Consider the following 16,406-nt stretch of genomic DNA (forward strand, 5'->3'; position numbering starts at 1 on the left):
TCGTTGTCGCTATCGCGTGTCCTGGCCGCTGGCGCTCAGGACGCCACCTTGGCTTCGCGCAGGGCCGCGACGCCGGCTTCGTCATAGCCAAGCCCGCGCAGGATCTCGTCGGTGTGCTCGCCGGGATCGGGTGCGGCGCGGGCAAAGCGCTCGGGGTGCGGCGCGGCCGACAGGTTGATCGGCGAACGCAGCAGTTCCAGTGGCCCCAGCGCCGGGTGCTCGGCGGGCCGGGTCATGCGCAGGTGGCGCACCTGCGCATCCTCGAAGGCCTGGCCGATATCGAACACCGGCCCGCACGGCACGCCGGCGGCATTCAGGCGCGAAGTCAGTTCGGCCGCGGTGAAAGCAGCGGTGCACTGGTTGATGGCCTGGTCCAGCCGGTGGCGGTCGGCGGCACGGCCCGCGGCGGTCTGGAACGCGGGGTCTTCCAGCAGCCAGACGGCCTCGACGGTGCGGCAGAAGTTGGCCCACATGCGGTCAGTGCTGGCGGCGATATTGACCACGCCGTCGCGGCAGCGGTAGGTGCCCATCGGCACCAGCGTCGGGTGCGCATTGCCCTGCTGGCTCGGCACTTCGCCGTCGACGGTGTAGCGCGTGGCCTGGAAGTCCAGCTTGTTGAGCATGCCCTCGATCAGCGAGGTATGGACCCATTGGCCGCGGCCGGTGCGCGCGCGGTGCAGCAGCGCCAGCAGGATGCCCTGGCCCAGGAACATGCCCGCGGTGGTGTCGGAGATGGCAATGCCCACGCGCAGCGGGCCTTTGCCGGGCTCGCCGGTGACCGAACTCAGCCCCGACATGCCCTGCACGATCTGGTCCAGTCCCGGGCGCTCGCAATAGGGCCCGTCCTGGCCGAAGCCCGAGATGCTGGCCAGGATCACGCGCGGATTGATCGCGCTCAGGCGCTCATAGCTCAGCCCCAGCCGTTCCTTGACCACCGAGCGGAAGTTCTCCACCACCACGTCCGACCGGCGCACCAGGCGCGCCAGCACCTCGGCGCCCTGCGGCGTCTTCAGGTCCAGGCACAGGCTGCGCTTGTTGCGATGCAGGTTCTGCTCGTCCGAGCCGCGCCGCCGCCCGGTGACGGAACCGCGGTCCTGCGGCGGGGGCGGCTCCACGCGGATCACGTCGGCGCCCCAGTCCGACAGCAGGCGCACCGCCGCCGGGCCGGCGCGGGCGATGGACAGGTCCAGCACGGTGATGCCGGACAGCGGCAGGTCCGCGGGGGGGGCGTGAGGCCCGGCGGCTTCAGTGCCGGGAGGCAAAGACGTCATGGCAGTTCCTTGGCGATGGATTGTGCAAGTATACAAATAACAATCATAAAAATACGTATACGGAGTTTCCACGATGCGGAGTGCTGCGGGAAGGCGTAGGCTGCGAGGGCATTCATGCGGATTTGCGTCACCTGGATCCCATGGAAATGCCATTCGAGTCATATGGAATAGCGCGATCGGCGGCCAGGCGGCCGGGTCCAATCACCCTGTGTCCGACCGACGCCCGAATTTGAGGATTTGTATGCTGACAGATACCGTCTGTATTAACAGGGTGGGCGGACCTGAGGTGCTGGAGTCCTGCCAGGTCACCGTACCGCCGCCCGGTCCTGGCGAACTGCAGCTGCGCCAGTCGGCCATCGGCCTGAATTTCGCGGACATCTACCAGCGCAAGGGCGCGCATGGCCCGCACACCGCGGCGCCGTTCCCGGTCACGCTGGGCTCGGTTGGCGCCGGCGAGGTGACCGCGGTTGGTCCTGATGTAGAAGGGTTCGAGGTCGGCCAGCGCGTCGCCTGCATGCATCCCGGCGCCTACCAGGTGACGCGCAACGTGCCAGCGGGCCGGGTCGTGCCTTTGCCGCACGCAATCCCGGAAGAGGTGGCCGGCGCCACGCTGCTGCGCGGGCTGACTGCCGAGTACCTGCTGCGCCGGCTCTACGCAGTGCAGCCGGGCGACGCCGTGCTGGTGCACGCCGCGGCCGGGGGCATGGGCGTGCTGCTGTCGCAGTGGGCGCGCGCACTCGGCGCGACCGTGATCGGCACCGTGGGCAGCGAGGCCAAGCGCGCGGTGGCGCTGGCACATGGCTGCCACCATGTCATCAATTACCGCGAGGCGGACTTCGTGGCCGAAGTGCAGGCGCTGACCGGCGGCGAGGGCGTGGCGGTGGTCTACGACGCCGTCGGCAAGAACGTGTTCGTGCCGTCGCTGCAATGCCTGCGGCCGTGCGGCATGGCGATCAACTACGGCACCGCGTCGGGCGACGTGGAGGCCTTCGACCTGCAGCTGCTGCACGCGCGCTCGCTGATCGTGTCGCGGCCGACGCTGCGCACCTACATTGCGAGCCCGCAGGCGCTGGCCAATGCCGCGGCCACACTGTTCGCCGCGGTCGCTGCCGGGCAGCTGCGGCTGGAGGTCAACCACCGTTACCCGCTGGCCGCCGTGCGCGACGCGCACCGCGACCTGGAGGGCCGGGCCACCACGGGCTCGGCCGTGCTGATTCCCTGAACCCCGGCGAGCACAAGATGAATCGCCGTCGCGCCCCGCAGGCCGGTGCCCAATGATCCCTACCTGGAGTTTTCCCGATGCACACTGATGGTTCCCTTCCTTCGCTCGACATTGCCGGTCATGTCGCCACGATCACGCTGCGCCGCCCGGCGGTGGCCAACCGCCTCGGGCCGGATGACCTGGCCGAGCTGCAACGGCATGTCGATGCCGTGAACGACAGCGACGTGCGCGTGCTGCGCCTGCGCGGCGCCGGCAAGTACTTCTGCAGCGGCTTCGATATCGGCAGGCTCGCGGCCGGGCAGCGCGGCGCCGGCTTCGAGACCCTGGTCAACGCGGTGGAAGACTGCCGTGCGGTGACCATTGCCGAGATCCACGGCGGCGTCTACGGCGGCGGCACGGACCTGGCGCTGGCGTGCGATTTCCGGCTCGGCACCGCCGCGGCGGACATGTTCATGCCCGCGGCGCGGCTGGGGCTGCATTTCTACCAGCGCGGCATGGAGCGCTATATCAGCCGGCTGGGCCTGAACCACGCCAAGCACCTGTTCCTGACCGCCGAGCGCATCGACGCCGACGAGATGTTCCGCCGCGGTTTCCTGACCGAGCTGCTGCCGGCGGAGCGCCTGCGCGAGCGCGCCGACCAGCTCAGCGACACCGTGGCCGGGCTGGCGCCGCTGGCGGTGCAAGGCATGAAGCGGCACCTGAACGCGATCGGGCGCGGCGCGCTGGATGCCGAGGCGCTGGCCGCCGACATCAGCCGGGCCACGCAGTCGCAGGACATCCGCGAAGGCGCGCTGGCCTGGAAGGAAAAGCGCAAGCCGCAGTTCACCGGCACCTGATGTAGGCCTACTGCGCCTGCCGCATCACCCATTCCACCGCCCGCGCCAGGAACGGTGACGTGTCGCCTTCGCGATAGCTCATGATCACCGGCGAGACGAAGCCCGGCGCGTCGATCGGGCAGTAGCGCACGTCGTCGCGATGCAGGCGCTGGATCGATGCCGGCACCAGGGTGATGCCGATGCCGGCCGCCACCAGCCCCAGCGCGGTCTGCAGCTCGTTGGCCTCCTGCGCCACACGCAACTGCAGGCCCTGCGCGCGGAACAGCGACAGCAGGTGGTCGGCATAGCTGGGCCGCGGCCGGGCCGGGTAAAGAATGAACGGCTGCGCCGCCAGCGCCTGTGGCGTCAGCGCCTTGCGGCGCGGCGCGGGCAGGCGTGCCGGCAGCGCGGCCACCAGGGGTTCGGCCATCACCACCTGCTGGCGGATGGCGGGGTCGTTCAGCGCGATGCGCCCAAAGCCCAGGTCGATGCGGCCGGCCTTGAGCGCCTCGATCTGCTCGACGGTGATCATCTCGGCCAGTCCCACCTCTACCTGCTGGTCGTGCCGGTCTGATTCGCGCAGCTCGCGGATCAGTTCCGGCAGCACGCCATACAGCACTGACGGCACGAAGCCGATGCCGAACCAGCGCTTGTCCTGCCGCCCGATGCGGCGCGTGCCTTCGATGGTCTCTTCCAGCCGCTGCGTCAGCTGCGTGGTCTGCTCCAGCAGGAAGCGGCCCGCTTCGGTCAGGCGCAGCCCGCGGCCGACGCGGTCGAACAGCGCCACGCCCACTTCATCTTCCAGCTGGCGGATCTGGCGCGACAGCGGCGGCTGTGCCATATGCAGCCGCTCGGCGGCGCGGGTGACGTTCAGTTCCTGGGCCACGACCTGGAAATAACGCAGGTGCCGGAGTTCCATTGCTGTCCTGTTTCCATACCTGCAAGGTATCGATCGAGACATCATCGGTCTTGGACGCAGGCAAAGTCAAGCCGCATACTTGGCCCCAATATCCATTTGCATCGACAAGGTATGACCACGACTATCACTTCGGTGGAGGCCATCCTGGTGGACCTGCCCACCATCCGGGCACACCAGCTGGCCATGGCCACCATGCAGCAGCAGACCCTGGTGATCGTGCGGCTGCGCTGCAGCGACGGCGTGGAGGGCATCGGCGAGGCCACCACCATCGGCGGCCTGTCCTATGGCGACGAAAGCCCGGAAGGCATCAAGCTGACCATCGACACCTACCTGGCCCCTGCGCTGGCCGGCCAGGATGCCACCAACGTGCATGGCGCGATGGCGCGCCTGGGCAAGGTCGCGCGCGGCAACCGCTTCGCCAAGTCAGCGCTGGAGACCGCCTTGCTGGATGCGCAGGGCAAGCGCCTGGGCGTGCCGCTGGCCACGCTGCTGGGGGGCGCGGTGCGCTCGACCCTGCCGGTGCTGTGGACGCTTGCCAGCGGCGACACCGCCCGCGACATCGCGGAGGCCGAGCAACTGCTGGCCGAGCGCCGCCACCATACCTTCAAGCTGAAGATCGGCCGGCGCAGCGTGCGCGACGACGTGGCCCACGTGGCCGCGATCAAGCGCGCGCTGGGCGAGCGGGCGCGCGTCACCGTCGACGTCAACCAGGCCTGGAACGAGGCCGACGCCGCCACCGGCATCGCCATGCTGGAAGCCGCCGGCATCGACCTGATCGAGCAGCCGACTCCGCGTGAGCAGCGCATGGCGCTGGCGCGTCTGGCAGCGCGCTTCGTGGTGCCGATCATGGCCGATGAAGCGGTGTGCGGCCCGGAAGACGCGATGGAGCTGGCGCGCATCGGCGGCGCCGACGTGTTCGCGCTGAAGATCGCCAAGGCCGGCGGCATCTTCGGCATGCTGCGCACCGCCGCGGTGGGCGACGCCGCCGGCATCGCGCTGTACGGCGGCACCATGCTGGAGGGCAGCGTCGGCACCATCGCCGCGGCGCATGGCTTCTGCACGCTGCCGCATCTGGCCTGGGGCACTGAGCTGTTCGGACCGCTGCTGCTCAAGGACGATATCGTGCAGCAGCGCCCCGAGTACCGCGACTTCAGCCTGCACCTGCCTGAAGGCCCCGGCCTGGGGCTGGCGCTGGACGAAGACAAGCTGGCGCACTACCGGCGCGGCTGAACTGGCAGGCCGCGCCCCCCGCATGGCACACCGGTGCCTGCACGCATCAAGTGAGGAGACCAATGAAGACGTTATTCCAGCGGCTGGCAAGCACCAGCCGCGCAGGGGCGCTGGCACTGGCTGCCGGCCTGTCGTTCGCAGCGCCGGCCGCGCACGCGGCCTATCCCGACCATCCGATCCGCTGGATCGTGCCGTTCCCCGCGGGCGGTGCCATGGACAACATCGCCCGCACGCTGGGCGAAGACATGTCGCGCACGCTGGGCCAGGCCATCGTGGTCGAGAACCGGCCGGGCGCCGGCGGCAATATCGGCGCCGAACTGGTGGCGCGCGCGCCCGCCGACGGCTACACGCTGATCATCGTCGCCAACGGCATGGCCGTGAACCCGGCGCTGTACGGCCGGCTGAGCTACGACCCGGTCAAGGACTTCGCGCCGGTGTCGCTGCTGGCGGTGGTGCCCAACGTGCTGGTGGCCAGCAAGGCGCGGCGCCAGGAAAGCACCGTCAAGGATGTGGTGGCGCACGCCAAGGCGGCGCCGGGCAAGTACACCTATGCCTCCGCCGGCAACGGCACCTCGATCCACCTGGCGGGCGAGCTGTTCACCTCGATGGCCGGCGTCGACATGCTGCATATCCCCTACAAGGGCAGCGGCCCGGCCATGACGGATCTGCTGGGCGGCCAGGTCGACTACATGTTCGACAGCATCACCTCGGCCAGGCCGCATATCGAATCGGGCAAGCTGACGGCGATCGCGGTCACCACCAGCAAGCGCTCCAGTGCGCTGCCCAACGTGCCGACGGTAGCGGAAGCCGGCCTGCCGGGCTATGAGCTGTCGCCGTGGTTTGCCGCCTTCGTGCCGGCGAAGACGCCGCAGCCGGTCATCGACGCGCTCAACCGCGCCATGCTCGAGGCTTTGGGGAAGCCGGCCGTGCAGAAGCGGCTGGCGCTGATCGGCGCCGAGCCGATCGGCAGTTCACCGGCGGTGCTGCGCGAGCACCTGGCGAAGGAAACCGATAAGTGGGGTGTGCTGATCCGCCAGCGGGGTATCCGGGCGGATTGAACGGCCCGGCCCAGCGCGGCCGGTTGGGGTAGTCCCCGGGCAATGTCATTGCCCACCCCCGTTTCCCTTGGCACATAATGTGCATAAGCTGCCAGCCGAAAGGCACACTCGAGCGGATCACCCGCCGGCACTGAGGGGAGACAATGAGCAGTTCAACCGACAAGTTCTCGGCCACCATGCGCGATGGCCTGGCCGATCTTGCCCGCCGCCTGCGCTTCGCCATGGAGGAGGGTGCGATCTGGCTGGACGAGCAGCGCATGATCCTGATCCATACCGCCGCCCTGGGCGCGCTGCGCAAGGAACTGGTGGACACCCTGGGCATGGAGCGGGCGCGCGGCCTGTTCATGCGCATGGGCTTCCATTCGGGCATGCGCGACGCTGAGGTCGCGCGCAAGCTGCGCGCAGGCCACAGCGACTTTGGCCAGCTGGAGATCGGGCCCTGCCTGCATACCATCGAGGGGGTGGTGCGGGTCACGCCGGTCAAGGTCGACATCGACATCGCCGCCGGCATCTACGATGGCGAATTCCTGTGGGAAGACTCCTTCGAGGGCGACGTCCACCGCCAGCTGTTCGGCATCGTCGACGAGCCTGCCTGCTGGATGCAGATCGGCTACGCCACCGGCTACACCTCGGCGCTGATGGGGCGCACCATCCTGTATCGCGAGGTCGAGTGCATCGCCTGCGGGCACGCGCACTGCCGCATCATCGGCAAGCCGGTGGAAGCCTGGGAAGACGGCGCGCAGGCGCTGGCGCTGTACCAGCCCGATCCCGTGATCGAAACCATCATCGCCTTGCAGAGCGAGGTCGAGCACCTGCGCGCGCTGCAGGGCACCCCGGCCACGCCGGCCGACCTGGTCGGCACCTCGCCAGGCTTTCGCGCCGCCTGGAGCCTGCTGCAACGCGCCGCGGCCAGCAACGTGACGGTGCTGCTGCTGGGCGAGACCGGCGTGGGCAAGGAGCGGTTCGCGCAGGCGCTGCATAGCGTGAGCGGGCGCGCCGACAAGCCCTTCATTGCCGTGAACTGCGCGGCGATTCCCGATGAGCTGATCGAGTCCGAGCTGTTCGGCGTGGAAAAGGGCGCCTTCACCGGCGCCAGCCAGTCGCGCCCCGGGCGCTTCGAGCGAGCGCATGGCGGCACCCTGTTCCTGGACGAACTGGGCGAACTCTCGGCCTCGGCCCAGTCCAAGCTGCTGCGCGTGCTGCAGGAGGGCGAGGTCGAGCGCGTGGGCGGCACCGGCACGCGCAAGGTGGACGTGCGGCTGGTGGCCGCCACCAATGTCGACCTGGCCGAAGCCGTGAAGCAGGGCACTTTCCGCAAGGACCTGTACTACCGCCTCAATGTCTACCCGGTCACGATCCCGCCGCTGCGCGAGCGCCTGGACGATATCCGGCCGCTGGCCGAGCGCTTCGTGGCCCGCTACGGCGCGCGCCACGGCAAGCGCATCGTCGGCATCACCGACCGCGCGCTGGCCGAGCTGCGCCACTATGACTGGCCCGGCAACGTGCGCGAACTGGAGAACGTGATCGAGCGCGGCGTGATCCTGGCCAGCCAGGGCGGCCAGATCACCGCCGACCACCTGTTCCTGCCGGGCACCGTGGCACCGGTGGTGGATACCGCGCCGCGGCTGGGCGCGGGCGGCACCTTGCCAGACCTGCGCGAAGCCGCGGTCCATGCGCTGCTGGACCAGATGTCAGAGCAGCAGCTGGCGCTGGGCGACGTCGAGACCGTGCTGATGGAGGCGGCCATGCAGCGGGCCGACGGCAATATGAGCCAGGCGGCGCGGTTGCTGGGCATTACGCGGCCGCAGCTGGCGTATCGGTGGAAGATGCGCGGCACGCGTGGGGGCAACGGGCACGGCAACGGTAACTGAGGCCGCTTTCAAGCTTCAAATGCTGAGGGTGTGCTCCCTCTCCCGCAAGCGGGAGAGGGAGCACACCCGCGTAGATCAAGCGCGTCCACACGATCCCCTGCGCCACCCATCTCCTCCGCTTCTCCCGGCTCCTCGCATTTCCCCCCTTGATCATTTGATGCAGCCCCGGCCGGCCGCGCATCGGCCCGAAGTTGCCCGATGCTGCACCGCGCCAGCGATTTTTCCCTGCCAGATCAAGTCTTCTCACCCAGCTTGCCCAGGCACGCTGCTGCGCCGCAGGGCAATCCCATCCGCATTGGCTCGCTGCCCGCAAACGCCCGCCCGGCGCGGCTTTTGATCATTTGATCAAGGCTTGCGGACAGCTTCATCAATTCATCGACAGGTTTCGCGCGGACCTTTCCGGGTTAACGCGCACGCTCGTCATCGCCAATTCCCCGCAACCCTTGTCCCACAACGCTTCGCGCTCGCTGGCACGGTCTTCGCAGTAAGGCCTGCGTCCAGCCAACGCAAAGGAGCGCGCCATGAACACCCCGTCGGTTCCCCTGTTCGAAGCCACGCCGCGCTATGTGCGGGTCGAGGGCCGCACCCCCGAAGGGTTTGTGCAGTTCGCCTTCAGCGTGGCCGACCCGGAGCTCAACGTCGAACTGATCATGCCGGAGCCGATGTTCGAAGCCTTCTGCTGCGTCAACCGCGTGCGCTTCCTGCCCCCGCTGGAAGCCGCGCCGCAGCCGCAAGCCGACGACTGACGCCGCAGCCACCGCATCACAAAGAGAGAAGGGATACAGGAGACCAAGCGATGCAAGTCGATATCAAGACCCAGCAGATCCAGCCGCTGCGCCAGACCTACGGCCATGTCGCGCGCCGCTTCGGCGACAAGCCGGCGTCGCGCTACCAGGAGGCGACCTACGACGTGCAGTCGGAGGTGAACTTCCACTACCGCCCCACCTGGGACCCCGGCTTCGCGCTGTATGACAAGCGCCGCACGGCGATCGTGATGCAGGACTGGTACGCGCTGAAGGACCCGCGCCAGTTCTACTACGGCGCCTACGTGACCGCGCGCGGGCGCCAGCAGGATGCCACCGAAAAGAGCTTTGCCTTCGTCGAGAAGCGCGGGCTGCTGCAGGCGCTGCCGGCCGAATGGCAGGAACGCCTGGCCACCGGCCTGCTGCCGCTGCGCCATGTGGAGTGGGGCGCCAACATGAACAACTTCTACTGCGCCGACTATGGCTGGGGCACGGCCATCACGCAGGCCTGCACCTATTGCGCGATGGACCGCCTGGGTATCGCCCAATACCTGTCGCGCATCGGCATGCTGCTGGACGGCAATACCGGCGTGGCGCTGGAGCGTGCCAGGGTGGCCTGGTTGGAGAGCGCCGCGTGGCAGCCGCTGCGCCGCTTTGTCGAGCACACCTTTGTCACCGGGGACTGGTTCGAGACCTTCGTCGCCCAGAACCTGGTGCTCGACGGGCTGCTCTACCCGCTGGTCTACCAGCATGCCGACGCGGTGATCGCGCGCGCCTGCGGCACCGGGCTGGCGGTGCTGACCGAATTCATGAACGACTGGCGCGACGAGCACGCACGCTGGGTCGATGCCGTGATCCAGGCCGCCGCGGCCGAGTCCGACGCCAACCGCGTGCTGCTGTCCGGCTGGGCGCGCGCCGCCTGCGCCGAGGTGGCGCAGGCGCTGGTGCCGGTGGCCGATGCGCTCACCGGCGAGGACGGCGCGCAGATGGTGGCGCTGTGCCGCGAGCAGTTCGAAGTCCGCCTGGGCAAGCTCGGCCTGGCTGCCTGATCCGCCCACAACGAACCCCACGGAGACACGCCATGTCAGCCACCGCTGCCAACGTCTACATCGCCCTGCAGAACAACGACGACACCCGCCCCATCATCGACGCCATCACTGAAGCCAACCCGCATGCGGTGGTGTCGCAGTTTCCCGCCATGGTCAAGATCGACGCCCCCGGCCACCTGACCATCGTGCGCGAACTGGTGGCCGGCAAGCTCGGCCGCGACTGGGACCTGCAGGAGATCCACCTGAACCTGATCTCGCTGTGCGGAAACATCGACGAGGACGAAGACGCCTTCACGCTGCGCTGGAACGCCTGACCCGGCAGCGGCATAGAGAACATCACGGAGACATCATGGACGCACGCAAGAAGCTCAACCTGCGCGAGAAGTACGCCTCGATGACGCGGGACCTGGCCTGGGAAACGACCTACGAGCCGATGGACAAGGTCTTCCCGTTCGACAAGTACGAGGGCATCCGCATCCACGACTGGGACAAATGGGAAGACCCGTTCCGCATGACCATGGATGCCTACTGGAAATACCAGTCGGAGAAGGAGCGCAAGCTGTACGCGATCATCGACTCGTTCGTGCAGAACAACGGCCACCTGAACGTATCCGATCCGCGCTACCTGAACGCGCTGCGGCTGTTCCTGACCGGCGTGACGCCGCTGGAATACGCCGCCCACCGCGGCTACGCGCACCTGGGCCGGCATTTCCGCGGCGCCGGCGCGCGCGTGGCGGCGCAGATGCAGTCGGTCGACGAGCTGCGCCATGCCCAGACCCAGCTGCACACGCTGTCGGTCTACAACAAGTACTTCCACGGCTTTGGCGAATGGCGCCACATGCACGACCGGGTCTGGTACCTGTCGGTGCCAAAGTCCTACTTCGAGGACGCGATGAGCGCGGGGCCGTTCGAGTTCATCACCGCGATCTCGTTCTCGTTCGAGTATGTGCTGACCAACCTGCTGTTCATGCCGTTCATGTCGGGCGCCGCCTACAACGGCGACATGGCCACGGTGACCTTCGGCTTCTCCGCGCAGTCCGACGAGTCGCGCCACATGACGCTTGGTTTGGAAGTGGTCAAGTTCCTGTGCGAGCAGGATCCCGGCAATATCCCGATCCTGCAGAAGTGGCTGGACAAGTGGTTCTGGCGCGGTTTCCGCCTGCTCACGCTGGTCGGCATGATGATGGACTACATGCTGCCCAAGCGCGTGATGTCGTGGGCCGAGGCCTGGGAGATGTACTTCGAGCAGGCGGGCGGGGCGCTGTTCAAGGACCTGGAGCGCTACGGCCTGCGCATGCCCAAGTACCACGAAGTGGCCACCCAGACCAAGGACCGCATCACGCACGAGGCCTGGGCCACCTTCTACAACTACGCGGGCGCGGCCGGCTTCCACACTTGGGTGCCCAAGGCCGACGAGATGGCATGGCTGGCCGAGAAGTATCCGCAGACCTTCGAGCGCTACTACAAGCCGCGCCTGGACCACTGGCAGGAGCGCCAGCAGGCCGGCGACCGCTTCTACAACGCCACGCTGCCGATGCTGTGCCAGACCTGCCAGATCCCGATGGTGTTCTCGGAGCCGGACGACCCGACCCAGACCTGCTACCGCGAGAGCACCTACCACGGCATGAAGTTCCACTTCTGCTCGGACGGCTGCAAGGACATCTTCGACGACGAGCCCGCCAAGTACGCGCAGGCCTGGCTGCCGGTGCACCAGATCTACCAGGGCAACTGCGGCGGCGCCACGCTGGAGGACGTGCTCAAGTGGTACCGGCTGGACCCGGGCGCTGACAACCTGGACTTCGAGGGCTCGCAGGACCAGCGCAACTGGAACGCGTGGAAGGGCATCGGGCCTGCCGCGGACGCCGCCTGAAGCGGCCCCCATCACAAGACAAGGAGACAACCATGCCCGTCGTATCCATCGGCGACTACGCCTTCGAGGCGGCCGACCGCGAGGCCGTGTTCCACGGCAACCGGCTGCTCTATATCGGCTGGGACGGCCACCTGCTGTTCTGCGCGCCGCATTGCTTCCCGTTCCCGCCGTCCATGCCGCTGCGCGACGTGGTCGACAAGGTGCTGCCCGGCGTCTACGGCTACCACCCCGACTTTTCCCGCATCGACTGGGGCCAGGTGCAGTGGCTGCGCGGCGGCCAGCCCTGGCAGCCCGACCTGGACCGCTCGCTGGAAGAGAACGGCCTGGGCCACAAGGACGTGATCCGCTTCCGCACGCCGGGGCTGGACGGCATCGGCGGCAGCCGCAGCTGAGGCGCATGGTCGAACGCACCACCGGAAGGAGACCAAGATGTATTCGCTGACCATTGAACCGATCGGGCAGACCATCCCCATCGCTCCCGGGCAGACCGTGCTGGACGCGTGCCTGCGCAACGGCGTGTGGTTGCCCCATGCCTGCTGCCACGGGCTGTGCGCCACCTGCAAGGTGCAGGTGGTGGACGGCGAGGTCGAGCAGGGCGAGGCCTCCAGCTTCGCGCTGATGGATTTCGAGCGCGACAACGGCCAGTGCCTGGCCTGCTGCGCGACCGCGCAGTCGGACCTGGTGATCGAGGCCGACATCGAGGAAGACGCCGATGCGCTGGGCCTGCCGCTGGCCGACTATCGCGCCGAAGTTGTCGAGACGCGCGCCCTGACGCCCACCATCCTGGGCATCTGGCTGCGTGTGAAGGATGGCGGACGCACGGCCTTCCAGGCCGGTCAGTACGTCAACCTGAACGTGCCGGGCTGCGACCAGCCGCGCGCGTTCTCGCTGGCCAACGCGCCGGGCGACGACCTGGTCGAGCTGCACGTGCGGCACGTGCCGGACGGGCAGGCCACCGGCTACCTGCACGACCAGCTGGCGGTCGGCGACGAACTATCGTTCTCGGCGCCCTATGGCCGCTTCTTCGTGCGCAAGTCGGCGCAGGTGCCGATGCTGTTCCTGGCGGGCGGGTCCGGCCTGTCGAGCCCGCGCGCGATGATCCTGGACCTGCTGGCCGCCGGCGAAACCCTGCCGATCACGCTGGTGCAGGGCGCGCGCAACCGCAGCGAGCTGTATTACGACGCGGAGTTCCAGGCGCTGGCGCAGGCCCACCCCAACTTCCGCTACGTGGCGGCGCTGTCGGACGAACCCGCAGACAGCGGCTGGAACGGCGCGCGCGGCTACGTGCACGATGTGCTGCGCCAGCTCTACGCGAACGGGAACGAGGACGGCAACGCTGACTTCCGCGGCCACAAAGCCTATCTGTGCGGGCCGCCGCCGATGATCGAAGCGTGTATCCGCACGCTGATGCAGGGGCGGCTGTTCGAGGCGGACATCCACACCGAGAAGTTCCTGTCCGCGGCCGATGCGCAGAACAGCGCGCGCAGCCCGCTGTTCAAGATCTGAGGGAGGCGCGCCATGCATACCGTCGAGATCGCCGGCAGCGGGCTGCGTTATCCGTGCGCACCGGAGCAGAACCTGCTGCGGGCCATGGAAGTGCTGGGCCGGCGCGGCATTCCCGCCGGCTGCCGCGGCGGCGGCTGCGGCGTGTGCAAGGTCCGCATCGAGGCCGGGCATTACCACGCCGGCAAGGTCAGCCGGGCCTGCCTGTCCGAAGCGGAGGAGCGCGACGGACTGGTGCTGGCCTGCAAGACCTATCCGGACAGCGATATCCGGCTGCAGCCGGTGGCCCTGCTGCAGCGCTGCCTGGAAAAGCAGTGGCGGCGCGAGCAGGGCCGGTAGCAAGCGAACGAAGCACAAGCAAAGAAGGTGGCACCCACACAACGCCACCACCACACCAGGAGACCCATCATGGCATTGACAGGCGTATTGCGACCGGGGCACGTGGCCCTGCGCGTGCTGGAGCTGGAGCCGGCGCTGAAACACTATACCGAGGTGCTCGGCTTGATCGAAACCGCGCGCGATGCGCAGGGCCGGGTGTTCCTGAAGGCCTGGGACGAGCATGACCATCACAGCGTGGTGCTGCGCGAGGCCGACAGCCCGGGCATGGACTACATGGGCTTCCGCGTCGACAGCGGCCACACGCTGGAGCGGCTGGCGCGGGAGGTGGAGCAATCCGGCCTGGCCGCCGATTGCCAGTGGATCCCCGCCGGCGAGCATCCGCACACCGGCGTGCGCTTTCGCTTCACCATCCCGACCGGCCATGCCATCGAGTTGTTCGCCGACAAGGACAAGCTCGGCTGCAACACCGGCGACCTCAACCCCGATCCCTGGCCGGACGACCTGCGCGGCATGGCGCCCAGCCGCTTCGACCACTGCCTGCTGTACGGCGACGATGTCGACGGCACGGTCAGGCTGTTCCGCGAAGTGCTGGGCTTCTCGCTGGCCGAGCAGGTGGTGGCGGGGCCGGACGGCGAAATGCTGATCGGCGCCTTCCTGACCTGCTCCAACAAGGCGCACGACATCGCCTTTATCCGCCACCCGGAGAAGAACCGCTTCCACCACGCCTCGTTCCTGCTCGACAACTGGAGCGAAGTGCTGAAGGCGGCCGACATCATCTCCAAGAAGGACGTCTCGCTCGATATCGGCCCGACCCGCCACGGCATCACGCGCGGCGCGACGATCTATTTCTTCGACCCCTCCGGCAACCGCAACGAGGTCTTCTCCGGCGGCTATATCCACTATCCGGACAAGCCCACCATCACCTGGACCGACAACGAACTCGGGCGCGCGATCTTCTACCACGACAGGAAGCTGAACGAAGCATTCCTGAATGTGCTGACCTGAGTCCCCGCCCTGGCTCAATCGAAGAGGCTGAAACTCAAGAGAACCAACATGAAAGACTTCAAGAACTTCATCAACGGTGAGTGGGTCGGCACCGCACGCACGTTCGAGAACCGGAACCCCGCCGACAACAGCGTGATCGGCCACGTGCACGAGGCCGGCCAGGCCGAGGTCGACGCCGCGGTACAGGCCGCGCGCCGTGCGCTGCACGGCCCCTGGGGCCGCATGACCGTCGCGCAGCGGGTCGAGCTGCTGCACGCGGTGGCCGACGGCATCAACCGCCGCTTCGACGAATTCGTGCAGGCCGAGATTGCCGATACCGGCAAGCCCTTCGGGCTGGCCAGCCATATCGACATCCCGCGCGGCGCGGCCAACTTCAAGGTCTTTGCCGACCTGATCCGCAACGTGCCGACCGAGAGCTTTGCCATGGACACGCCCGATGGCGGCAAGGCCATCAACTACGCGGTGCGCAGCCCGCGCGGCGTGATCGGCGTGGTGTGCCCGTGGAACCTGCCGCTGCTGCTGATGACGTGGAAGGTCGGGCCGGCGCTGGCCTGCGGCAATACCGTGGTGGTCAAGCCCTCGGAGGAGACCCCTGCCACCGCGACGCTGCTGGGCGAGGTGATGAACGAGGCCGGCGTGCCGCCCGGCGTCTACAACGTGGTGCACGGCTTTGGCCCGGATTCGGCCGGCGCGTTCCTGACCGCGCACCCGCAGGTCAACGGCATCACCTTCACCGGCGAGACCCGCACCGGCGAGGCCATCATGAAGGCCGCGGCCAACGGCGTGCGGCCGGTGTCGTTCGAGCTGGGCGGCAAGAACGCGGGCATCGTGTTCGCCGATGCGGACTTCGACAAGGCCGTGGCCGGCATCATGCGCTCGGCGTTCGAGAACAGCGGCCAGGTGTGCCTGGGCACCGAGCGCGTCTACGTGCAGCGGCCGATCTTCGAGCGCTTTGTCGCCGCGCTGAAGGCGAAGGCGGAGGGCCTGAAGCTGGGCCGGCCCAGCGAGCCCGGCGTGAACATGGGCCCGCTGGTGTCGCACGAGCATCGCGACAAGGTGCTGTCCTATTACCGCAAGGCCGCCGAGGCCGGCGCGACCGTGGTCACCGGCGGTGGCGTGCCGCAGATGCCGGGGGCGCTGGCCGAAGGCGCCTGGGTGCAGCCCACCATCTGGACCGGCCTGCCGGAAAGCGCCGCCGTAATCCGCGAGGAGATCTTCGGGCCCTGCTGCCATATCGCCCCGTTCGACACCGAAGAGGAAGTCATCGCGCTGGCCAACGACACCCCGTACGGCCTGGCCGCCACGGTCTGGACCGGCGACCTCGGCACCGCGCACCGCATGGGCAGCGCGCTGGACGTTGGCATCTGCTGGATCAATGCCTGGTTCCTGCGCGACCTGCGCACCGCCTTTGGCGGCGCCAGGCAGTCCGGCATCGGCCGCGAGGGCGGTGTCCATTCGCTCGAGTTCTACACCGAGCTGCGCAACGTCTGCGTCCGCCTGTGAGGTTCCGT

The 16,406-nt window shown here is 68.2% G+C and carries 16 protein-coding genes; 14 read left to right on the forward strand and 2 right to left on the reverse strand.

Translation table 11 applies throughout. From position 1 onward, the window contains the following. Positions 1 to 35: 35 nt before the first annotated feature. Positions 36 to 1,271, reverse strand: coding sequence for a CaiB/BaiF CoA transferase family protein (locus AC3WLE_RS11720; protein ID WP_492320660.1), 1,236 nt, complete (start codon positions 1,269 to 1,271; stop codon positions 36 to 38). Between the two features lie 241 nt (positions 1,272 to 1,512). Between AC3WLE_RS11720 and AC3WLE_RS11725 the strand changes: the two genes are divergently transcribed. Together AC3WLE_RS11725 and AC3WLE_RS11730 are read left to right on the forward strand one after the other, a co-directional pair. Next, positions 1,513 to 2,493 (forward strand): quinone oxidoreductase family protein, encoded by a 981-nt coding sequence (locus AC3WLE_RS11725; protein ID WP_492352008.1) that lies wholly within the window; start codon positions 1,513 to 1,515, stop codon positions 2,491 to 2,493. A gap of 77 nt (positions 2,494 to 2,570) precedes the next feature. Continuing rightward, the gene (locus AC3WLE_RS11730; RefSeq protein WP_492320662.1) at positions 2,571 to 3,329 is read left to right on the forward strand and encodes an enoyl-CoA hydratase/isomerase family protein; all 759 of its coding nucleotides are present in this window, start codon (positions 2,571 to 2,573) and stop codon (positions 3,327 to 3,329) included. Positions 3,330 to 3,336: 7 nt separating this feature from the next. Here the strand turns inward: AC3WLE_RS11730 and AC3WLE_RS11735 are convergent, their stop codons facing one another. Then, positions 3,337 to 4,227: a LysR family transcriptional regulator gene (locus tag AC3WLE_RS11735; protein WP_492320663.1), complete on the reverse strand. Its 891-nt coding sequence runs from the start codon at positions 4,225 to 4,227 to the stop codon at positions 3,337 to 3,339. A 111-nt stretch (positions 4,228 to 4,338) separates the two neighbouring features. On the opposite strand from AC3WLE_RS11735, the gene AC3WLE_RS11740 reads away from it, so the two are divergent. The 12 genes from AC3WLE_RS11740 to AC3WLE_RS11795 all read left to right on the forward strand — a co-directional run bounded on the left by AC3WLE_RS11740 (position 4,339) and on the right by AC3WLE_RS11795 (position 16,398). After that, positions 4,339 to 5,457 carry a muconate/chloromuconate family cycloisomerase gene (locus AC3WLE_RS11740; RefSeq protein WP_492320664.1) on the forward strand — a complete coding sequence of 373 codons (1,119 nt, stop codon included), beginning with the start codon at positions 4,339 to 4,341 and terminating at the stop codon, positions 5,455 to 5,457. Between the two features lie 62 nt (positions 5,458 to 5,519). Then, entirely contained in the window at positions 5,520 to 6,515 is a 996-nt protein-coding gene (locus AC3WLE_RS11745; RefSeq protein ID WP_492320665.1) for a tripartite tricarboxylate transporter substrate binding protein, read from the forward strand. Positions 6,516 to 6,658: 143 nt separating this feature from the next. Beyond that, positions 6,659 to 8,386 carry a phenol degradation transcriptional regulator PoxR gene (gene poxR / locus AC3WLE_RS11750; protein WP_492320666.1) on the forward strand — a complete coding sequence of 576 codons (1,728 nt, stop codon included), beginning with the start codon at positions 6,659 to 6,661 and terminating at the stop codon, positions 8,384 to 8,386. Positions 8,387 to 8,907: 521 nt separating this feature from the next. Further along, on the forward strand, positions 8,908 to 9,132 hold the full coding sequence (locus tag AC3WLE_RS11755; protein WP_013952185.1) for a phenol hydroxylase subunit: 225 nt from the start codon (positions 8,908 to 8,910) through the stop codon (positions 9,130 to 9,132). Positions 9,133 to 9,182: 50 nt separating this feature from the next. Next, positions 9,183 to 10,178 carry an aromatic/alkene monooxygenase hydroxylase subunit beta gene (locus AC3WLE_RS11760; RefSeq protein ID WP_492352011.1) on the forward strand — a complete coding sequence of 332 codons (996 nt, stop codon included), beginning with the start codon at positions 9,183 to 9,185 and terminating at the stop codon, positions 10,176 to 10,178. Positions 10,179 to 10,210: 32 nt separating this feature from the next. Beyond that, positions 10,211 to 10,492, forward strand: a complete 282-nt coding sequence (locus tag AC3WLE_RS11765) for an MmoB/DmpM family protein (protein WP_010810419.1) — start codon at positions 10,211 to 10,213, stop codon at positions 10,490 to 10,492. 35 nt (positions 10,493 to 10,527) lie between these two features. Next, a complete protein-coding gene (locus AC3WLE_RS11770) occupies positions 10,528 to 12,048 on the forward strand; it encodes an aromatic/alkene/methane monooxygenase hydroxylase/oxygenase subunit alpha (protein WP_492356968.1) in 1,521 nt (506 codons plus the stop codon). A gap of 32 nt (positions 12,049 to 12,080) precedes the next feature. Beyond that, complete coding sequence (locus tag AC3WLE_RS11775; RefSeq protein WP_492356969.1) at positions 12,081 to 12,440, forward strand: phenol hydroxylase subunit P4; 360 nt, start codon at positions 12,081 to 12,083, stop codon at positions 12,438 to 12,440. Between the two features lie 37 nt (positions 12,441 to 12,477). Further along, entirely contained in the window at positions 12,478 to 13,554 is a 1,077-nt protein-coding gene (locus AC3WLE_RS11780) for an NADH:ubiquinone reductase (Na(+)-transporting) subunit F (RefSeq protein ID WP_492356970.1), read from the forward strand. A gap of 12 nt (positions 13,555 to 13,566) precedes the next feature. Beyond that, on the forward strand, positions 13,567 to 13,890 hold the full coding sequence (locus AC3WLE_RS11785; RefSeq protein WP_492320672.1) for a 2Fe-2S iron-sulfur cluster binding domain-containing protein: 324 nt from the start codon (positions 13,567 to 13,569) through the stop codon (positions 13,888 to 13,890). A gap of 69 nt (positions 13,891 to 13,959) precedes the next feature. Next, positions 13,960 to 14,895 carry a catechol 2,3-dioxygenase gene (locus AC3WLE_RS11790; RefSeq protein ID WP_492320673.1) on the forward strand — a complete coding sequence of 312 codons (936 nt, stop codon included), beginning with the start codon at positions 13,960 to 13,962 and terminating at the stop codon, positions 14,893 to 14,895. A gap of 48 nt (positions 14,896 to 14,943) precedes the next feature. After that, complete coding sequence (locus tag AC3WLE_RS11795) at positions 14,944 to 16,398, forward strand: 2-hydroxymuconic semialdehyde dehydrogenase (RefSeq protein WP_492320674.1); 1,455 nt, start codon at positions 14,944 to 14,946, stop codon at positions 16,396 to 16,398. The last annotated feature ends 8 nt before the right edge of the window (positions 16,399 to 16,406 follow it).

The organism is Cupriavidus sp. FW306-1B-F12B (assembly GCF_058781795.1).